20 protein-coding genes are annotated in these 18846 nt (G+C 70.2%); 9 read left to right on the top strand and 11 right to left on the bottom strand.

The annotated features are described in order from the left end of the window. Positions 1–28: 28 nt before the first annotated feature. Together QNO14_RS05075 and QNO14_RS05070 are read right to left on the bottom strand one after the other, a co-directional pair. Positions 29–1024, bottom strand: coding sequence for an aldo/keto reductase (locus tag QNO14_RS05075; RefSeq protein ID WP_257505807.1), 996 nt, complete (start codon positions 1022–1024; stop codon positions 29–31). Positions 1025–1078: 54 nt separating this feature from the next. Continuing rightward, on the bottom strand, positions 1079–1495 hold the full coding sequence (locus QNO14_RS05070; RefSeq protein ID WP_257495918.1) for a ribosomal maturation YjgA family protein: 417 nt from the start codon (positions 1493–1495) through the stop codon (positions 1079–1081). Between the two features lie 65 nt (positions 1496–1560). On the opposite strand from QNO14_RS05070, the gene QNO14_RS05065 reads away from it, so the two are divergent. After that, the gene (locus tag QNO14_RS05065) at positions 1561–2355 is read left to right on the top strand and encodes an alpha/beta fold hydrolase (RefSeq protein ID WP_257495917.1); all 795 of its coding nucleotides are present in this window, start codon (positions 1561–1563) and stop codon (positions 2353–2355) included. Between the two features lie 73 nt (positions 2356–2428). Here the strand turns inward: QNO14_RS05065 and QNO14_RS05060 are convergent, their stop codons facing one another. Together QNO14_RS05060 and QNO14_RS05055 are read right to left on the bottom strand one after the other, a co-directional pair. Next, positions 2429–3121 (bottom strand): M23 family metallopeptidase, encoded by a 693-nt coding sequence (locus QNO14_RS05060; RefSeq protein ID WP_257505806.1) that lies wholly within the window; start codon positions 3119–3121, stop codon positions 2429–2431. A 94-nt stretch (positions 3122–3215) separates the two neighbouring features. Further along, positions 3216–3830, bottom strand: coding sequence for a mismatch-specific DNA-glycosylase (locus tag QNO14_RS05055; protein ID WP_257505805.1), 615 nt, complete (start codon positions 3828–3830; stop codon positions 3216–3218). A gap of 217 nt (positions 3831–4047) precedes the next feature. Between QNO14_RS05055 and QNO14_RS05050 the strand changes: the two genes are divergently transcribed. Both QNO14_RS05050 and rox read left to right on the top strand, forming a co-directional pair. Further along, on the top strand, positions 4048–4227 hold the full coding sequence (locus tag QNO14_RS05050; RefSeq protein WP_257505803.1) for a PQQ-dependent sugar dehydrogenase: 180 nt from the start codon (positions 4048–4050) through the stop codon (positions 4225–4227). A 264-nt stretch (positions 4228–4491) separates the two neighbouring features. Further along, a complete protein-coding gene (gene rox, locus QNO14_RS05045; RefSeq protein WP_257505802.1) occupies positions 4492–5919 on the top strand; it encodes a rifampin monooxygenase in 1428 nt (475 codons plus the stop codon). A gap of 28 nt (positions 5920–5947) precedes the next feature. Here rox and QNO14_RS05040 read toward each other — a convergent pair whose 3' ends face one another. Further along, positions 5948–6754, bottom strand: a complete 807-nt coding sequence (locus tag QNO14_RS05040; protein ID WP_257505801.1) for an alpha/beta fold hydrolase — start codon at positions 6752–6754, stop codon at positions 5948–5950. A 173-nt stretch (positions 6755–6927) separates the two neighbouring features. Between QNO14_RS05040 and QNO14_RS05035 the strand changes: the two genes are divergently transcribed. Further along, complete coding sequence (locus QNO14_RS05035) at positions 6928–8580, top strand: ABC1 kinase family protein (RefSeq protein WP_257505800.1); 1653 nt, start codon at positions 6928–6930, stop codon at positions 8578–8580. A gap of 30 nt (positions 8581–8610) precedes the next feature. After that, complete coding sequence (locus QNO14_RS05030) at positions 8611–9597, top strand: endo alpha-1,4 polygalactosaminidase (RefSeq protein WP_257505799.1); 987 nt, start codon at positions 8611–8613, stop codon at positions 9595–9597. A 69-nt stretch (positions 9598–9666) separates the two neighbouring features. Here the strand turns inward: QNO14_RS05030 and QNO14_RS05025 are convergent, their stop codons facing one another. From QNO14_RS05025 to QNO14_RS05015, 3 genes are all read right to left on the bottom strand, one after another. Beyond that, on the bottom strand, positions 9667–10488 hold the full coding sequence (locus QNO14_RS05025) for a class II aldolase/adducin family protein (RefSeq protein ID WP_257505798.1): 822 nt from the start codon (positions 10486–10488) through the stop codon (positions 9667–9669). Positions 10489–10601: 113 nt separating this feature from the next. Next, on the bottom strand, positions 10602–10898 hold the full coding sequence (locus QNO14_RS05020; protein WP_257505797.1) for a DUF1905 domain-containing protein: 297 nt from the start codon (positions 10896–10898) through the stop codon (positions 10602–10604). Between the two features lie 186 nt (positions 10899–11084). Further along, complete coding sequence (locus tag QNO14_RS05015; RefSeq protein ID WP_257505796.1) at positions 11085–11660, bottom strand: isochorismatase family protein; 576 nt, start codon at positions 11658–11660, stop codon at positions 11085–11087. 261 nt (positions 11661–11921) lie between these two features. Between QNO14_RS05015 and QNO14_RS05010 the strand changes: the two genes are divergently transcribed. From QNO14_RS05010 to QNO14_RS04995, 4 genes are all read left to right on the top strand, one after another. Further along, positions 11922–12788 (top strand): alpha/beta fold hydrolase, encoded by an 867-nt coding sequence (locus QNO14_RS05010; RefSeq protein WP_257505794.1) that lies wholly within the window; start codon positions 11922–11924, stop codon positions 12786–12788. Positions 12789–12874: 86 nt separating this feature from the next. Further along, positions 12875–13897: a tripartite tricarboxylate transporter substrate binding protein gene (locus QNO14_RS05005; RefSeq protein ID WP_257505792.1), complete on the top strand. Its 1023-nt coding sequence runs from the start codon at positions 12875–12877 to the stop codon at positions 13895–13897. Next, complete coding sequence (locus tag QNO14_RS05000) at positions 13894–14499, top strand: tripartite tricarboxylate transporter TctB family protein (protein WP_257505788.1); 606 nt, start codon at positions 13894–13896, stop codon at positions 14497–14499. Before QNO14_RS05005 ends, QNO14_RS05000 begins: the two co-directional genes overlap by 4 nt. 1 nt (position 14500) lies before the next feature. After that, positions 14501–16030, top strand: coding sequence for a tripartite tricarboxylate transporter permease (locus tag QNO14_RS04995; protein WP_257505787.1), 1530 nt, complete (start codon positions 14501–14503; stop codon positions 16028–16030). A 60-nt stretch (positions 16031–16090) separates the two neighbouring features. Here QNO14_RS04995 and pstB read toward each other — a convergent pair whose 3' ends face one another. The 3 genes from pstB to pstC all read right to left on the bottom strand — a co-directional run bounded on the left by pstB (position 16091) and on the right by pstC (position 18830). Further along, positions 16091–16864, bottom strand: coding sequence for a phosphate ABC transporter ATP-binding protein PstB (gene pstB / locus QNO14_RS04990; protein WP_257495983.1), 774 nt, complete (start codon positions 16862–16864; stop codon positions 16091–16093). A 95-nt stretch (positions 16865–16959) separates the two neighbouring features. Continuing rightward, positions 16960–17874, bottom strand: coding sequence for a phosphate ABC transporter permease PstA (gene pstA / locus QNO14_RS04985; RefSeq protein WP_257505786.1), 915 nt, complete (start codon positions 17872–17874; stop codon positions 16960–16962). Continuing rightward, on the bottom strand, positions 17874–18830 hold the full coding sequence (gene pstC / locus QNO14_RS04980; RefSeq protein ID WP_257495902.1) for a phosphate ABC transporter permease subunit PstC: 957 nt from the start codon (positions 18828–18830) through the stop codon (positions 17874–17876). Before pstC ends, pstA begins: the two co-directional genes overlap by 1 nt. Between the last annotated feature and the right edge of the window lie 16 nt (positions 18831–18846).

Here is an 18846-nt window from a genome sequence, read left to right as displayed (position 1 = left end):
ACGCGCCGGCCGCGTCAGCGGCGCGTGCTCACCAGAGCGGGTGGATGTCGGCGCGCAGGTGACGGTCGTACACCGCGTGCACGGCGGCATCGAACGCGTCGATGTCGAAGGCGCCCGGCTCCAGCAGGGCCGCAGCCGCCGCGTTCGACGACGCCTGGCGCACATTGCGCGCGCCCGGGATGACGCTGGTGACGCCCGGGCGGGATGCCACCCACGCGAGCGATGCCGCCGGCAGCGACACGCCCTCGGGCAGTGCGGCCGTGAGCTCGGCGACAGCCGCGAGGCCGGTCTCGTAGTCCACGCCCGAGAAGGTCTCGCCGCGGTCGAACGCCTCGCCGTGACGGTTGTACGTGCGGTGGTCGTTCTCGGCGAAGGTGGTCGAGGCCGTGTACTTGCCGCTCAGCAGCCCCGAGGCCAGCGGCACGCGGGCGAAGATCGCGACGCCGGCATCCGCCGCGGCAGGCAGCACCTCGTCGAGCGGCTTCAGCCGGAACGGGTTCACGATGATCTGCACGTTCGTGACGTTCGGGCGCGCGATCGCGGCGAGGGCCTGCGCACACGTCTCGACCGAGACGCCGTACGCGGCGATGGTGCCGTCGGCGACGAGGGCATCCAGGGCGTCGTAGGTGGCATCCGCCTCGATGACTTCGCTCGGAGGGCAGTGCAGCTGCACGAGGTCCAGGGTGTCGACCCGGAGGTTGGCACGGGACCGGTCGGTCCACGCCCGGAAGTTCTCGGGGGTGTAGTTCGCGGGCTCCTGCGCCATGCGCCGGCCCATCTTGGTCGCGACCGTGATCCCGTGACCGGGTCGCTCGGCGAGGAACGCGCCGATGACCGATTCGCTGCGTCCGTCGCCGTAGACGTCGGCGGTGTCGAAGAGGGTCACTCCCCCGTCGACGGATGCCGCCAGCACCTCCCGCGCATCGGATTCGTCGACGACGCCCCAGTCGGCGCCGAGCTGCCAGGTTCCGAGGCCGATCGCCGAGACGGACCGACCGGTGCGACCGAGGGGACGCTGCTGCATGAGTGCTCCTTTTTTCCTGTCCAGGATGCCACGCTGCGGCGGCGCCGGGTGCGGCTACCGCGCCGTCGTCCGGCGTGGCAGCGATCGACCTGCGGCTGCGAGGAGCGCGGCGTCGACGGCCCCGGCCAGCGCGACCATGAGGAGGTAGACCAGCAGATCCCTTGCGTCGAAGACCGTACCGAGGAGGAGCATCGCGGGCGGGAAGGCGGTGCCGAGGCGCTCGGGAAGTCCGGTCAGCTGGAGCAGCTCGACGGCGGTGCACCACGCCGCTGCCGCCAGACCGAGGCCCCAGGGGCGTGCGCGCGGCAGCAGCATCGCGAGCCCGATGTAGGCGGCGAGCGCATAGAGCGCGTCCCCGGCGATGTCGGAGGCGGCGGTGTCGGGTGCCCAGCGGTGCACGGCGAGTCCCGCGCCGATCGTCGCCGCGAGCAGGACGGCGGCGAGCAGGCGACGGCGGGCGGGACGCGGCATCCGGTCACTGTAACGGTCGCGGTGCGGACGGAGCCTCGGGTCGCACGATGCGGCAGGATCGGGATATGGATGCCGCACCCGCCGGACTGACCCGCCTGCCCGCACCGCAGTTCGTGATGACGGCCGACGGCGACCGCATCGCGACATACACGTGGGGCGATGAGGCCGCGCCGACGGTGTTGTGCGTACACGGGTTCGGCTCGAGCACCCGCGACAACTGGGTCTCCACCGGGTGGGTGCGGGACCTGCTCGCGGCGGGGCTCCGGGTGCTCGCCGTGGACCAGCGGGGTCACGGCGCCAGCGACAAGCCGCACGCCCCGGGATCGTATGAGATGTCAGGGCTGGTCGCCGACCTCGTCACGGTGCTGGACACGTATCTGCTCGATTCCGTGCGCTACGTGGGCTACTCGCTCGGGGGTCGCGTCGGCTGGCAGGCGGCGGTGGATGTTCCGCACCGGATCGAGCGCGCGGTGCTCGGCGGCATCCCAGACGGCAGGCCGCTCGCGCGCATGCAGATCGACCAGGTGAAGGCGTACCTGGACGGCGGGCGTCCGGTGGAGGATGCCATGACCCGCCGGTACATCTCGCTGGCGGAGCGGGTGTCCAGCAACGACCTGCGAGCCCTCGTCGCGCTCGCCGAGGGGATGCGGCTGGGCGACAGCGACCCCGACCCGGCGTCGCCGCCGATGCAGCCGGTGCTGTTCGCCACCGGGAGCGAGGATCCGATCCTCGAGGAGTCGCAGCGGCTGGCGTCTGCGGCGCCGCAGGGCACGTTCGTCGAGATTCCGGGTCGCACTCACGTCAACGCGCCGGGTTCCCGCGACTTCCGTCAGGCCGGGGTCGCGTTCCTGCGTTCGTGACGCGTGCCGAGTGAGTATTCGGCGTGCCGAGTGAGTATTCGCGGTGCCCAGTGAGTATTCGCGGTGCCGAGATTCACGCACGCGGCGCGAGGGACGCCACGATCGCACCGTCCTCCGGGATACCGGCATCGACGTCACGGATGTCGCGACCGCCCCGATGCCACTGCCGGTATCGGGAGAACCGGATCGGCACGCCGCGCGCCGAGCGCAGATCGTCACTATCCATCGCCTGCACGTGCACGTGAGGCTGCGTGGAATTGCCCGAGTTGCCGCACTCGGCGAGCACGGCCCCGGTGGTCACGCGGTCCCCGATCCGGACGCGTAGCGAGCCGGCGCGCAGGTGCACCAGTGCCACGCAGGCACCGCTCCTGCCGTCGCGAAGGATGACATGGTTTCCCGCCACGGCCGCAGGCCCGGCGCGCAGACGCGCACTCTGTCCCGCGATGTAGCCGACCAGCGCGAGCTGCGACCGGCGGGCGTCGTGGTCGGGTTCGCCGTCGTGCACCGCGATGACCACTCCGTCCACGGGGGCGAGAATCGGCATCCCAAAGGCGACGAACCGGGAGGCCGGTTCTGTCGCCACCACAGTGCGCCAGTCGCGACGGTCGGCGGTCCTGTCGCGGTCGTCCACAGCGACGAAGTCGATAGCGTAGCGCTGGCCCAGCACGTCCACGCCGTGACTCGGCACCCGCCGGGCGGGGCTGTTCTGCACGAGCCATCGCCCCTCGAACGGCAGCGCCAGCGTCACGGATGCCAGCGCCATCATGGGCACCTCCTACCGGTCTCCGAGTGACCGCCACGGTACTCCGCCCACGAATACTCACTCGGCACCACGAATACTCACTCGGCGCGACCAATACTCACTCTGCGGCGGCGGCGGCAGCAGCGGATCGGCGAGGGCCGGCGGCGGGGAGAAGGCCGGCGGCGCGGGCGGGCTCGGCGTACGCCGCCGCCAGCGAGGTCACCGTGTCATGGGCGTTCAGCCCACTGGGGTTCGGCACGACCCACAGCGCTCCCCCGGCGAGCGCTTCGGGCTGGCGGCCGCTCGTCGCCCGCGGCCGGTCGAAACCCTGTCGATACGCGGTGATGCCGACCACCGCGATCACGGCGGCATCCCACGTCCCGGCATCCGCCTCGAGCCGCCGGGCGCCCTCGCGCAGCTCCTCGCGCGACAGCTCATCCGCTCGGGCGGTCGCCCGGTGCACGAGGTTCGAGATACCGATGCCCGCGTCGAGCAGCATCCGGCGATCGTCCGGCGACATGCCGTCGTCGGTGATCCGTGGCAGGCGAGGAAGGATGCCGGCGGCCACGAGCGCCGGATAGAACCGGTTACCGGGGCGGGCGAAGTGCGCCCCGGTGGCGGCCGTCCACAGCCCCGGATTGATCCCGACGAACACCAGCCGGGGCCGCTCGGGCATGAGATCCGGCACCGTGCGCTCCCGGAAGGCCAGCAGCTGCTCCCGCGTGAAACCCATGGGCGGCCGGTCTACTCCCGATACGACGATGGCAGGGGCTATCCCTGTCCTGTTCACGATATCCCGGGCGCGAGGGCGTGCGGCAGGGATGCCGACAAGGCGAGCGCTCGGTATCAGCCCTGAGGCGGGCTCGCCCCGTAGAGCGTGGCGGGCTCCCTATGGATCGGAGCACTCGGCGGCCAGCGACTCTGGCAGGTGCCCGTCGATGGGGGGCGTGATGACGGCGGATCCGATCGCGCACCTCGAGGGCACGTATGGCCGGATCCGCACCGTCGAGGCGGCACCGGACGGCGCGCTGTGGATCGTCACATCGAACACCGACAGGGCGACGTGGGGTGGGACGGACCCGCGTGACGGAGATGACCGCATCCTTCGCATCGAGGTGCGGCCCGGCTGACCGGGGACTCGGCACCGCGAGTACTCACTCGACGCGACGAATACTCACTCGACGCGACGAATACTCACTCGACGCGACGAATACTCACTCGACGCGACGAATACTCACTCGATGACGCCGGTCGTCTCCCGATACGACGATGGCAGGGACTTCTCCCTGCCATGTCCAGGATATCGGGCGAGGGGGGACTTGCGGCAAGCCCCCCTCGGCGGAGCAGGATGGGCGGCTGCGGCCGGTGGGGCGGCCGCAGGAGCGGAGGGCGCCATGTTCGACGTGATCATCGTGGGCGGAGGGCCGACCGGCATGATGCTCGCGGCGGAGCTGCGGCTGCACGACGTCACCGTGCTCATCCTCGAGAAGGACGACGCACCGTCCACGCAGGTGCGCTCGCTCGGGCTCCACGTGCGCAGCATCGAACTGCTCGACCAGCGCGGGCTGCTCGACCGATTCCTCGCGCACGGCACGCAGTACCGGATCGGCGGGTATTTCGCCGGCATCGACAGCCCTTGGCCGGACGACCTCGACACCGCACACGGCTACATCCTCGGCATCCCACAGCCCGTCACCGATCGCCTGCTGACCGAGCACGCCGCCGCGCTGGGCGCCGACATCCGGCGGAGCTCAACCGTGGTGGCGCTGACGCAGCACGACAGCGGCGTCGAGGTGCGGCTGGCGGACGACACGTCGCTGCGCGCCCGCTTCCTCGTCGGGTGCGACGGCGGCCGCAGCGCCGTGCGTCGCCTCGCCGGCATCGGCTTTCCCGGCGAGCCCGCCACGATCGAGTGGCTGCTGGGCGAAATGGAGCTCACCGCGCCGGCGGAGACCGTGGCAGCGGTGACCGCTGCGGTGCGGCAGACGCAGCGCGGATTCGGGGCCGGCCCCTCGACCGACGGACGATACCGCGTGGTCGTGCCCGCTGAGGGCGTCGCCGAGGATCGCACCACACCCCCGACCCTCGAGGAGTTCTCCGCACAGCTTCACCGCCACGCCGGCACCGACTTCGGCGCGCACTCCCCCCGGTGGCTCTCGCGCTTCGGCAACGCCACACGGCTGGCCGAGCGCTACCGCGTCGGGCGCGTGCTGCTGGCGGGGGACGCGGCCCACGTGCATCCGCCGCTCGGTGGACAGGGTCTCAACCTCGGCATCCAGGACGCTGCCAACCTCGGCTGGAAGCTCGCCGCCGAGGTGCGCGGCTGGGCACCGACGACACTGCTCGACACCTACGAGGCCGAGCGCCGCCCCGTCGCCGACGACGTCCTCAACCTCACACGCGTGCAGAGCGAACTGACCCTCACCGAGCCCGGTCCGCAGGCCGTCCGCCGGCTGATGACGGAGCTCATGACCATTCCCGAAGTCAACCGCCGGCTGATCGAGAAGATCACCGCCATCGGCATCCGGTACGACTTAGGCGATCCCTCACCCGTGGTCGGCCGCCGGCTGCGCGACGTCAGGCTCACGCACGGCCGCCTCTACGAGCGCATGCGCGACGGGCGCGGACTGCTGCTGGACCCCGCCGGCGAGCTGGATGCCACGGGATGGTCCGATCGCGTCGACCACCTCGTCGACGGCAGCGCCGAGCTGGATGCCGCGGCGGTGCTGCTGCGCCCCGATGGCCACGTCGCATGGCGGGGTGACGCCGCCGCAGGGCTCCACCGGGCGCTGACGCGGTGGTTCGGGGAAGCGACCGGATGAGCGGGGCGTTCCGTCTCGCTGCGCTCGCTCAACGACCGGTGAGGAACGCCAGCACATCCCGGTGGTACCGCCGGTGCAGCGTCGTTCCCAGGTGTCCCACCCCGGGGTACACGATCGACCGGCCGTCGGGGATGCGCGCGGCGGTCTCGCGGAAGAGCTGCGGCGTGTAGAAGCGATCCCGCTCGGCACCGATGACGAGCGTGGGCGCCGCCACCTGACCCAACCGGTCGCCCACGTCGAAGTCGTCTTCGGCCTCGATGACCGCGAGAAGCTCGGCGCCCGCATGGGCGAACGTACTGCGTCCCATCAGCCACCCCGCGGCGCCGAAGAGGGCGGACCCCGCCGCCGATGCCGCGACCTCCGCCCCCATGGTCGCGCCGGCCCGTCTGGTGCGACCCGTGTGCACGGCCGCTGCCAGGTCCCGCTGCACCTGCCTTCCGTGGTCGCTCAGCCGGTGGGCGGCCGAGACGATCACGAGTCTGCGAACGAGCTCCGGGTGGTCGAGCGCCAGCTGCAGCGCCACGCTGCCGCCGGTCGAGACCCCGACCACGTCCAGCGGCGCGGGCAGGTGCGGGCCGATGGCCGCCGCCGGCGCGGCCGCGATCTGCGCCATCGTCACGGGCGCGACCAGGCCCTCGGACCAGTGCATCCACACCACGTCACGCCGCCGCGCGAAAGGGGCAAGCAGGCGGCCCTGCATCCAGAGACCCGCTCCCGACGGCAGGTGCGGACTGCCGGACAAGCCGGGGAGGTACACCAGCGGCGCGCCCGAACCGAGCCGGAAGTACGGGATGCCGGGGGGCCACTCCCCTCTGACGACGGGGGTCTTCGTCACGAGTTTTCGGCCTCCAGTGCAGGCGGTGCGCGAGCGGCAGATTGAGCGGTGCGCGACCGGTGCGCGCGCAGCGCCCGGGCGACGGCTGACCACAGCATCCGCCCCCGGCGCCACCTGCACAAGGACGTCAGCGACCCTTGTCTCCACGCACCGCAGGTCGACATGATGGGGCGATGCAGCCACCACCGCTGGGCAGGTATCAGGAGATCGCCGACACGCTCGCCCGCCACGGTCTGGGCTTTCTCGCCGGCGAACTCGGCATCACCCGGTTCCTCCCCTCGCGCCGGCGGGCCGCAGCCGGCACTCCGCCCGCGCCGCCGGCCGACGCGCCGACCCAGCTGCGGCTGGTCCTCGAGGACCTCGGTCCGACGTTCATCAAGCTGGGTCAGCTGCTGTCGACGCGAACCGACCTGCTGCCGCCGGCCTACATCACCGAGCTGTCGAAGCTGCAGGATGCCGGACCCGCGGTGCCCGCCGAGCGGATCCGGGAGACCGTCCACCAGGAGCTGGGCAGCGACCCGGAGGAACTCTTCGCGTCGTTCGATTGGACCCCGATGGCATCCGCCTCGATCGGTCAGGTGCACGCGGCGACCCTCGGCGACGGCACGCCCGTCGTGGTGAAGGTGCGCCGCCCCGAGGTGGTCCGGCAGGTGCAGGACGACCTCGAGATCATCAACACCCTCGCCGGGCGAGCGGCGAGGGTGTCGTCGCTGGCCCGCTCCTACAACATCACCGGCATCGTGAAGGAGTTCTCCGACACGCTGCGCGCCGAGCTCGACTACCTGCGCGAGGCCCGCAATGCCGAGCGGTTCGCGGAGAACTTCGCCACCCGCCGCGGGGTCGTGATCCCCCGGGTGTTCTGGGAGACCACCACCTCCCGCGTACTCACTCTCGAGCGCATGACCGGCATCAAGGTGAGTGATCGGCAAGCCCTGGATGCCGCAGGCATCGACCCCGGCGCGCTGGCCGAGGCGGGCGGAAAGATCGTGCTGACGATGATCTTCGAGGACCGGTTCTTCCACGCCGACCTGCATCCCGGCAATCTCTTCGTCCACCCCGACGGCACGCTCGCTTTCATCGACTTCGGCATGGTCGGCGAGCTCAGCGAAGAACTGGCCGATCAGCTCGCCGATGTGTTCATCGGCACGGGGACCCGCGACTCCGAAGCCCTCGCCAACGCACTGATCGAGCTGTCCGTCACCCAGGGGTCGGTGGACCGGCGAGCCCTGCGCGCGAGTGTGGCGTCCTTCCTCTCGCAGCACTTCGACAAGCCCCTCGGCGACATCCACTTCACCCGCATGGTCACCGATCTGCTCCGCATCCTCCGCGAGAGCCACCTGCAGCTGCCGCACGAGATCTCCCTCGTGGTGCGCACGCTCGTCGTCATCGAGGGGGTGGGCGTGCAGCTCGATCCCGCGTTCGACCTGAACGCGGTGCTCACGCCCTACGCCCGCCGCCTCATCCGCCGTCGGCTGTCGTTCGAGGCGCTGTCCAAGCGCATAGGACGCGCGTCGATCGATGCCGGCGCGCTCATGCTCGAGTTGCCCACGCGTCTTCGCCGGCTGATCGAGTCGGTCGATGACAACGGCATCGAGGTCCACCTGCGCGCGACAGAGCTCGTCCCGCTCTTCGCCCGCGCCGAGCGCATCGGCAACCGCGTGGTCGCCGGCATCATCACTGCGGCACTCATCAACAGCATCGGTCAGCTGATGGGCCGCGACGACCGCCTGCGCACGTGGCAGCGCGCCATCACCGGTGCCGTGCTCACCGCGTTCACGAGCCTGAGCGGCTATCTGCTGTGGACGTCCCGTCGACGACGGGACTGACCGCGACCGGCCCGGGGCACAATGTCCCTTGTGCAGCCAAGACCCCGCGGTCCCTCCTCGGCGACGAAGCGCTGGGCCGCGGCTGCCGCACTCGGCGGGCTGGGGGTCACCGCCCTGATCGCTGTGGCCTTCGGGGTTTCCGAACGCCCTCCGACTGTCGCGACGCCGGCGGCACGGGCCGACATCTCGGCGCCTGCGCTGCCGCCCGCGACCGGCGGGTTCTCGTACCAGCTGGGCGGGAGCTACGCACCCGAGGCCGGAGTGCAGGTGGTCAGCCGCGATCGCCGGGCCGAACCGGCCGGTGACGGCTTCTACAACGTCTGCTACGTGAACCTGCTGCAGACGCAGCCCGACGAGGAAGGCGTCGCAGGCCCCGGGGGCTATGGCACCACGCAGTGGTGGATCGATAACCATCCCGACCTGCTGCTGCGCGACACCGACGGGGCGCTCGTCATCGACGGCGAATGGAACGAGGCGCTCTTCGACGTGCGCACACCCGCCCAGCGCGAGCGGCTGCTCGACGTGCAACACGAGTGGTTCCAGGGATGTGCGGATGCCGGATACCAGGCGATCGAACCCGACAACCTCGATGCGGCCGGGCGCTCGGCCGGGCTGGTCTCGTTCGCGCAGACGCGCGAGTACCTGAAGCTCGTGGTGCCGGCCGTGCACGATCTCGGGCTCGCGATCGCCCAGAAGAACACGTCCGATTCACCGGACGGATACGGACTCACCGGCCGCACGTTCGTGGACACGACCGACCCGGTGCAGGGGTTCGACTTCGCGATCGCCGAGGAATGCGCCGCGCACAGCGAGTGCGACGCCTACACCGACGTGTACGGAGCCCTCGTCTTCGAGATCGAGTACACCGACGCCGACCCGGTGCAGCAGCGCGACGGCGTGTCACGCACCGCGTTCGAGTGGATCTGCCGCGACGACGGCCCGGAGCGCTCCATCATCCTGCGCGACCGCGCGCTGCAGCCGCCGGGGGCACCGGGCCACGTGCACCGGGAGTGCTGAGCACTCCCGCATCGGCGGGCGCCGCACCCGTGCCGTCCCAGCGGCGCGGTCAGCCGATCGGCGGACGCGTCACGACACCCAGCGCGACGTCACGCCGAAGGCGTCGGCCACCGCCCGGATCTCGTCCGTGCTCAGCCCCTCCCCGCGGCCGCCGGCGGTGAGGTTCATGTACTCGTACTTCGCGCCGGTCTCGGCATACTCGACCCGGTCCACCGCGCGCGTGACCGACAGATCGGATCGGGCCATGACGCCGTGCTTGCTCCAGAGCACGATCTCGTGCTCGCGCAGGCCCTGCACGTTGGCCGCCATGAGTTCGGCGGATCCGGGCACCATGAACTCCAGCACGCCGATGCCGTCGCGGAGGGCCACGATCGACTCCGGCTCCCACCGCAGGATGCGGCGGTTCATCGTCTCGGTGTCCCGGTACGTCGGCACGTGACTGAGGTAGGTCAAGTGCGGCGGCTGTGCGTGCACCACGGCGTGGAAGTCCAGCCCGCGCCGGCCGACCTGATCGTCGTGCACCGCGAGATGAGAGTTGAACTCGCTCGTGAGCGCGTCGAACTGGCGCTGCGGTGACGAGAGCATCTCGGCGCCGACGCCGTCGGCATCCACGATGACCGCCGCGATCGCCGCCAGCGGGTTCTCGGCGATCTGGCGCAGGCGCCGCCCCGATCCGGTGACCAGCAGCGTGCGACCTGCCAAGGCGGGCGCGGCCAGCGGCAGCTCGATGCGCTCCGAGATCGGGAAGAGCTGACGAACGCGCGGAAGCTCGTCGAGGCAGATCGAGATGTTGCCGGCACCGGCTTCGCTCGCGTCGATCTCACAGATGCGGTGCCCGGCCGCGCCCATGCTGGCGAGATACTGCTCGATGGTCGGGCGGTCGATGGCCATGCTGACTCCTTGGTCGCGATCCGAATGAATCGTTTCAAGCCTAGGGTATGGTCTGACCACAGGTCAAACGAGCTCCGCCCGGCCCGCGGCCCTCGACGAAGCGGAGTGACCCGTCAGACCCCCAGCACCTCGAGCGACGCCGTGACCGCCCCACCCTCCTCGAGCGACTCCGCCTCGCGCACGGCGCGCTTGAGCGGAAGCCAGTAGCGACCGGACGTACTGGGGAAGATCGACGTGCGCCACGTCGTGCCGCCGACGGTGGCCTCGACGCGCACCGCACCGAACCCGCGTGTGAAGGGTGCAGTGAGTTCGGCGATGTCGGCGCTCAGCTCCTCGGGGACGTCGGCGAACAGCCACGTCTCGGGGCGTGCTTCCCACCGGAACACGACGGATTCGAACTCGATGCGCACACCCTCAGTCTCCACCGCCGAGCCGTGAGCAGCAGCGACCCGCATGCCCGCATCAACCGATCGGTGGATGCCACGATCCACCGGCCCTCACCCCAGACCTGACCGGTCGGGCGATCCGCCGCGGCCGGCGGGCGGGCACCGTGGAGACAGGACAATCATCGAGGTGGACGGACTCCGGGGCGTCGGTCACACGGCCGCGGCGGCTCGCACGCGCCGGGCGGTCGTGGTGATGGTGGCGAACTCCCGCGCGCCGAGGACGCTCTCCGTCCGCCGCATCAGATCGTCCCCGGAGACCGCCGCGTACCCGGGGCCCGCCGGGATCGGCGAGGTCGTCGTGGCATCCGTCACGAACTCCACCACGAACCCGAGGTCGCCCGCGATCCGCGCCGTGGTCTCGCAGCACTGCTCGGTGCGGATGCCGCAGACGACCAGCCGGCCGATGCCGCGGGCCGCGAGCTGCCGCTGCAGGTCGGTCGAGGTGAAGGCGTTGACCGTGGTCTTGGTCACCTGGATCTCGTCGGCCCGGGGTCCGAGTTCCGCGACAACCCGGACGAACCCGGAGTCGGGGTCGAACACTTCCCCGGTGCCCGGCTCGGCGTGCGTCACCCAGGCCACGGCATCGCCCGCGGCGCGCGCATGCGCGACGAGCAGGGCGATGTTGTCGAAGACCTGCGGGTTCGCGGTGGCCGCCCAGTCGTCGGGACGCTGCCGGAAGGACTCCTGTGCGTCGATGACGAGCAGGGCGGTGTCGGTCGGGCTCATGTCCCCATCCTGGCGGGCTGCGGCGCCGCCCGGAAAGGCGGCAGGCGGTCACGGCGCGACGGGATCCGGCCAGCTACGGGGTGAGGCGGCCCCACGCCCGCCGGAATGAGGGGCTCGATCGAAATGAGGGGCAACCTCAGCCAGAACGCCCTCATCCGGGCAGATCCCCTCAGTTCGGCGCGGCGCCCTGAATCCCGCACGCGGCCACTCGCGCCACGCAACCCCCTGGGCACGAGCCGCGCCCGGAGATGAAGATGAAGGATGCCGCAGACGCGCCTCCACGACTTCCGCCGCGGATCCCTGCGCTTCGATGTCTCCGATACGGGACCCCTCGATGGCCCGGTCGTCGTGCTGCTGCACGGGTTCCCCGGGTCGCGTCGCACGTGGGACGCGGTGACGCCGCTGCTGGCTGCGGGTGGCGCGCGCGTCGTCGCGTTCGACCAGCGCGGATACTCCCCCGGCGCGCGCCCACGGCGGCGTCGCGACTACCGCGCGGTCGACGTCGTCGGCGACGTCACAGCGCTGCTCGACGCCCTGGAGGTCGAGCGCGTCCACCTCGTCGGCCACGACTGGGGCGGGTTCGTCGCGTGGCGGATGGCCGCGGCATCCCCGCACCGGCTGAGCGGCGTGACGGTGCTGTCGACGCCGCATCCACGGGCGATGCTGCGATCGCTGGTGTCGTCGGCGCAGGCGCTGCGGTCGCTCTACATCGGGTTCTTCCAGCTGCCATGGCTGCCCGAAGCACTGCTGCGACCGCGCCTGGCAAGGCTGCTCGTCGCGTCGGGGCTCCCCATCGACCTCGCGCAGGAGTACCAGCGCTTCCTCTCCGGGCCGCAGGCGCTGCGCGGGGCTCTCAACTGGTACCGCGGCATGTGGCTGCCCGACCGGCGTCGGCGACGCACCGCCCCGGACGCCATCAGCGTCGACACCACGTACATCTGGGGAAACGGGGATCAGGCCCTCGGCCGTCGTGCCGCCGAGCTGACCGGCCGGTACGTCGGCGCGGAGTACCGCTTCGTCGAGCTCGACGAGAACCACTGGCTGCCCGAGCGGGCAGCGCCGCGCGTCGCGCAGGAAGTGCTCTCGGCGATGCTGCAGGATCATTCCGGCACGGATGCCAGCCGGTAGCACACACCGGTGCAACCCCCCAGCCCGCGTCGCGCGGTGAAATGATCTATCGGAGACGAAGAGGTCCGGGTGGACGGAGAGAGAGCATGAGCGACAACGGCACAGACACGCACAGCGGCGGCACCTCCCGCACCCGAACGGTGGTCACGCGCGTCATCGGCGGAGCCGTCGCCGCGGCTGCCGTCGGCGTGGCGGCGTTCGGCTCGATCACCTCTGCGGCGAGCGGGCAGGAGATCAGCGCCTCCATGACGATCATCGCGCCGGCCGCCGCGGGCGGCGGGTGGGACGGCGTCGCGCGCGAGCTGCAGCAGGCGCAGAAGGCCAACGGCCTGGTCAACAACGTGCAGGTCGTCAACATGCCCGGCGCCGGAGGCACGATCGCGCTCGGCAACGTGTCGGTGCTGAACGGTCAGGCCAACAACCTGCTGGTGGGCGGTACGGGTCTCCTCGCCGCGACGATCCAGTTCGACTCCGCGGCGAAGATGAGCGACGTCACCCCGCTCGCCGTCATCGTCGAGGAGTACGACGTCATCGTGGTGCCGGCCGACTCTCCGCACGAGACGCTCGACGACCTCGTTGCCGCCTGGCGGGAGGATCCGGCGTCGATCCCATGGACCGGCGGCGGATCCTTCGACCAGCTGGTGGTGACCGATCTCGCGCTCGCCGCCGACATCGACCCCGTCGAGACCACGTACATCTCTTCCGACGGCGGCGGCGAAGCCATCCAGGCGCTCCTCAACGGCACCGCCCAGGCAGCGGCCGGCGGCTACCCCGACAACATCGACCAGATCGAGGCGGGACGCCTGCGGGCGCTCGCGCTGGTGGCGAAGGAGCCCATCGACGGCATCGACATCCCGACCGCGGCGGAGCAGGGCTACGACATCTCGCTGTCGAACTGGCGGCTCCTGGCGGCACCGTCCGGGCTGGGCGACGACGACGTCGAGGCGCTCACCGACCTCGTACTCGACAGCGTCGCCACCCCGGAGTGGGCGGACGCCATCGAGCGGTACCGATGGACCGAGCGGATCATCACCGGCGACGACCTGGCGGCGTTCCTCGACGACGAGGAGAGTCGCATCGCGACCCTGTACGAGGAGATGGGCCTGTGACCTTTCCCACGAATCCCACCGCGGCATCCGCCGTCATCGGCGGCCGATACCGGCTCACCTCGGGTCCGAGCCGCACGGCGGCGCTGCTCAAGGGGCTCACGATGCCCATCGTGATCGCCGCCTTCGCGACGTACCTGCTGGTCGGCATCCTCACCATGAGGGTGCCCGAGGGAACGAGCTTCCCGGGCCCCCAGTTCTTCCCCGGGATCATCGCCGCCGGCCTGTACGTCTTCGCGGTCGTCCTCTCGATCAACGCGCTGCGCGACGCGCGCACGCCGGCCGCGCCCGCCGCCGACCCCGTCGAGGCGCTCCTCGACGAGGAGACCGCCGCTGCGGCATCCACCCCCGCCCGCCCGGTGCGCGTCGACGTCGCGTCGCTGGCCTGGGTCGTCGGATCGTTCTTGGTCTTCGCGTTCGCCCTCGACCTGCTCGGCTGGATCATCGCCGCCGGGCTGCTGTTCTGGTGCGTCGCGCGCGGCTTCGGTTCCACCAAGCCGTGGCAGAGCCTCGTGGTCGGGTTCACGGTGAGCTCGGTGGCCTACATCGGTTTCGACATGATGCTGGGGATGACGCTCCCCTCCGGCATCCTCGGGGGGTTCTGACATGGATGCACTGCAGATGCTCGCCGAGGGCTTCGCCGGCGCGCTCACCCCCGCGAACCTGCTGTGGGTGCTCATCGGATGCCTGCTCGGCACGGCCGTCGGCGTGCTCCCGGGCCTCGGGTCCTCGATGGCGGTGGCGCTTCTGCTCCCCGTCACCTTCTCGCTGGACCCGACCGCCGCCTTCATCATGTTCGCCGGGGTGTACTTCGGCGGCCTGTTCGGCGACTCGACCATGGGCATCCTGATGAACACGCCCGGTCAGGCCTCGGCGATCGCCTCCACGTTCGAGGGTCACAAGATGGCGCTCAACGGCCGAGCCGCGCAGGCCCTCGCGACCGCCGCGATCGGCGCGTTCATCGGCGGGTTCATCGCCTCGATCGTGGTCGTGTTCGTCGCCCCCGCCCTCGCCGACTTCTCCAGCAGGTTCGGGCCCGCGGAGTTCTTCGCACTCGCGGTGTTCGCTTTCGCCGCCACGTCGTCCGTCGTCACCGACAACGTGATCAAGGGACTGACCGCCCTGTTCATCGGCCTCGGCATCGCGGTGATCGGCATCGACGGCGTCTCGGGGGCACCCCGGTTCACGATGGACTCGCCGCAGCTCTTCGACGGCGTCTCACTCGTGACCGTCACCGTCGCGATCCTGGCTCTCGGCGAGGTCATCTACGTCGCATGCCTGGAACGGCATACCTCCGACAGGTCGCTCATCCGCCCCACCGGCCGCCCATGGCTGAGCCGCAAGGAGCTGAAAGAGGCGACGCCCGCCTGGCTACGGGGCACAGCGATCGGCCTGCCGTTCGGCGTCATCCCCGCCGGCGGGTCCGAGATCCCCACGTTCCTGGCGTACGGGGTCGAGAAGCGCCTCGACGCTCGGCGCAAGGATCCGCAGTTCGGTCGCGGTGCGATCCGTGGGCTTGCCGCCCCGGAGGCGGCGGGCAACTCGACCACCGGCATGGCGATGGGCGCGCTGCTCGCGCTGGGGCTCCCGATCTCGGCCACCGCGGCGATCATGCTCGCCGCGTTCCGGCAGTACGGGCTGCAGCCCGGCCCGTTGCTCTTCGACCGCGCGCCCGACCTCGTCTGGTCTCTGCTGGCGAGCTTCTTCATCGCGATGGTCGTCCTGCTGATCCTGAACCTGCCGTTCGCGATGCTGTGGGCGAAGCTGCTGCTCATCCCCCGCCCGTACCTGTACGCCGGCATCACCGTGTTCTGCGCGCTGGGCATCTACGCCACGTCGGGGTCGACGTTCGACCTGCTGATGCTGCTCGGCATCGGCGTGCTGGGTTTCCTCATGCGCGCGATGGACTACCCGCTCGCGCCGCTCATCATCGGAATGGTGCTGGGGCCGCTGGCCGAGACGAGTCTGCGCGATGCCGCGATGAGCGCGAACGGCGACTTCTCGGTGCTGGTGCAGGGTCCCATCACGATCTCGCTGTACGCGCTGCTGGCTCTCGTGCTCGCGTTCTCGATCCGAAACCGTGTCGTCGCGCGTCGACGGGAGAAGCAGCAGAAGAAGGAGCTCGTGCTGCGGTGACGCGGGTGGATGCCGGTCAGCACACATCCTCGGAACGTTTGACCGGTGTTGCCGGTGACGTCACCCGAATCTGCCGCTGATGTAGTCCTCCGTGCGCTGATCGGCGGGCTGTTCGAAGATCTGCGCGGTGGGTGCGTACTCCACCAGCACGCCGGTCCGGTCACCCGTGGTGTCATCGGCGAGCGCGGTGAAGAACGCCGTGCGATCGGCGACCCGAGCCGCCTGCTGCATGTTGTGGGTGACGATGATGATCGTGTACTCGCGGCGCAGCTCATGCATGAGGTCCTCGATGCGCATGGTCGCGATGGGGTCCAGAGCCGAGCACGGCTCGTCCATGAGGATCACGTCGGGCTTGACGGCGATGGTGCGGGCGATGCACAGACGCTGCTGCTGACCGCCGGACAGCCCGAACGCGGATTGCTTGAGCTTGTCCTTCACCTCGTCCCAGAGGGCTGCCTTGGTCAACGCCTCTTCGACCAGGTCATCCATGCTGGCCACCTTCATCCCGGTGACGCGGGGGCCGTAGGCGACGTTGTCGTAGATCGACTTGGGGAACGGGTTGGGCTTTTGGAACACCATGCCGATCCGGCGCCGCACCTCGATCGGATCGACGCCCTTGGCATAGATGTCGTCGTCCTGGAACAGCACCTGCCCCTCGACTCGAGCTCCGTCGACCAGGTCGTTCATGCGGTTGAGCGATCGCAGCAGCGTGGATTTGCCACACCCGGACGGGCCGATCAGGGCCGTGATCTCGTTCTTCCCGAAGCTCAGGTTGACGTCGGTGACGGCGCGGAAGGCACCGTAGTAGACGTCCACGTTCTCGCAGCGGATCAGCCCGCTCGGAGCGTCCAGGAGAGGCCGCTCGTCGTGCGGGTGGAACTGAGGGCGAGGCGTGTCCGCGGACGCGACGACGCGGGAGGTGTTCATGGTTACCACCGTTTCTGATACTTGTTGCGGATGAAGATGGCCAGCGCGTTCATGAGAAGCAGCACGGCCAGCAGCAGCACACTGGTCGCGGCCGCCAGCTCGTGGAAGCCCTCTTGGGGACGGCCGGTCCAGTTGAAGATCTGGATGGGGAGGGTCGTGTAGCCGCTCATCAGCCCGTTCGGGTCGAAGGTGATGTAGACCAGGGCTCCGAGGACCAGCAGCGGAGCCGCCTCTCCCAAAGCACGCGACAGCGCGAGGATCGACCCGGTCGCGATGCTCGGCACTGACGCGGGCAGCACCTGACGCCACACCGTCTGCCACGGGGTGGCGCCCAGCGCGAGCGACGCGTCGCGGATCTCCCGGGGAACGGCGCGAAGGCCTTCCCGTGTGGCGATGATGACGACCGGGAGGATCAGCAGCGAAAGTGCGAGCGCCCCGCCGATGACGATGTTCTTGTTCTGCACCTGCAGCAGGCTGAGGAATCCGAGCGCGAGCAGGCCGTAGATGATCGCGGGCACGGCGGCGAGGTTCTGCACGTTCAGCTCGATGAGCCGGTTGAACCAGCGCTTCTTGTCGGCGAACTCCTCCAGGTGGATCGCCGCGGCGATGCCGAGCGGGAGCGTGAAGACGGCGGTGGCGGCGATCACCCACGCCGAGCCGAGAACGGCCGGCCGCGCGCCCGCGGTCTCGGGTGTCGCCGAGGGGTAGTTGGTGAACAGCTGAGGGGAGAGCTTCCCCCAGCCGTCCATCAGGATCGTGATCAGGAGGGTTGCCAGCACCCCGAATGCGACGAGGAGCGACAGCCACAGCAGCAGCAGGAAGAGCATCGGACCGGGTTTGCGGTCCCCATGGGTCCCTGTCCCCAGCGGAGCGGAGACCCGCACCGTCGCCGGTGGGGCGTGACGGGTGGTGGTCATCAGTAAGCCTCCCTGAAGCGGCGGACGAACCGGATGCTGATCATGTTCATCAGCAGCGTGATGAGGAACAGCAGCAGTCCGACGGCGAAGAGGGTGTTGTATTCGAGACTCCCCACGCGGGAGTCCCCGAGGGCGGCGTTGGCGATGAAGCCCGTCATCGTCTGCCCTTGCTCCAGCGGGTTCGTGACGATGCGGGCCTGGCTGCCGGCGGCGATCGCGACGATCATCGTCTCTCCCACCGCGCGGGAGACCCCGAGCACGACGGCGGCGACGATGCCCGACAGGGCGGCGGGGAACACGACCCGCAGGGTGGTCTGCATGCGGTTGGCGCCCAGGGCGGCGCTTCCCTGTCGCAGAGCGCTCGGCACGGCAGACATCGCGTCCTCCGAGATGGAGGCGATGGTGGGGATGATCATGACGCCCATCACCAGTCCGGCCGCCAGCACGCTGAACGCGCCGGTGGGCAGCTGCAGCCATTCGCGAAGCACGGTCGCCTGCACGAACTGCAGAGCGAAGAACCCGTAGACGACCGTGGGAACACCGGCGAGAACCTCCAGCACGGGCTTGAGGATGCTGCGGGTGCGCGGTTTCGCGTACTCGGCCAGCATGATCGCCGCGCCCAATCCGAACGGGACGGCGACCAGCAGGGCGATCACCGTGGTCCACAGCGTGGCGGTGATCAGCGGAATCGCCCCGAACGAAGCGTCGGCGAACCGCGGCGCCCAGCGAGTGCCGAACAGGAACTCCCACACCGGGACCTCGGCGAAGAACGACAGCGACGGGATCAGCAGCGCGATGAGGATGCCGACGGTGGTCACCATCGTCAGCAGCGCCGCAAGGCGCAGAACCATCCTGATGAGGGTCTCGCCCGGCCGCCGACGGCCGGCGAACTGGGTACCCGGCCGAGGGCCCGGAGCAAGCTCCGGACCCGCGGCCTTCTCGATGACGGCGGTCATGAGATTCCTCGACGGA

It is taken from the genome of Microbacterium sp. zg-Y625, assembly GCF_030246925.1.
GTDB lineage: Bacteria > Actinomycetota > Actinomycetes > Actinomycetales > Microbacteriaceae > Microbacterium > Microbacterium jiangjiandongii.
Note: the sequence above shows the minus strand (reverse complement) of the source record. Positions and strands in the feature narration are given on the sequence as shown.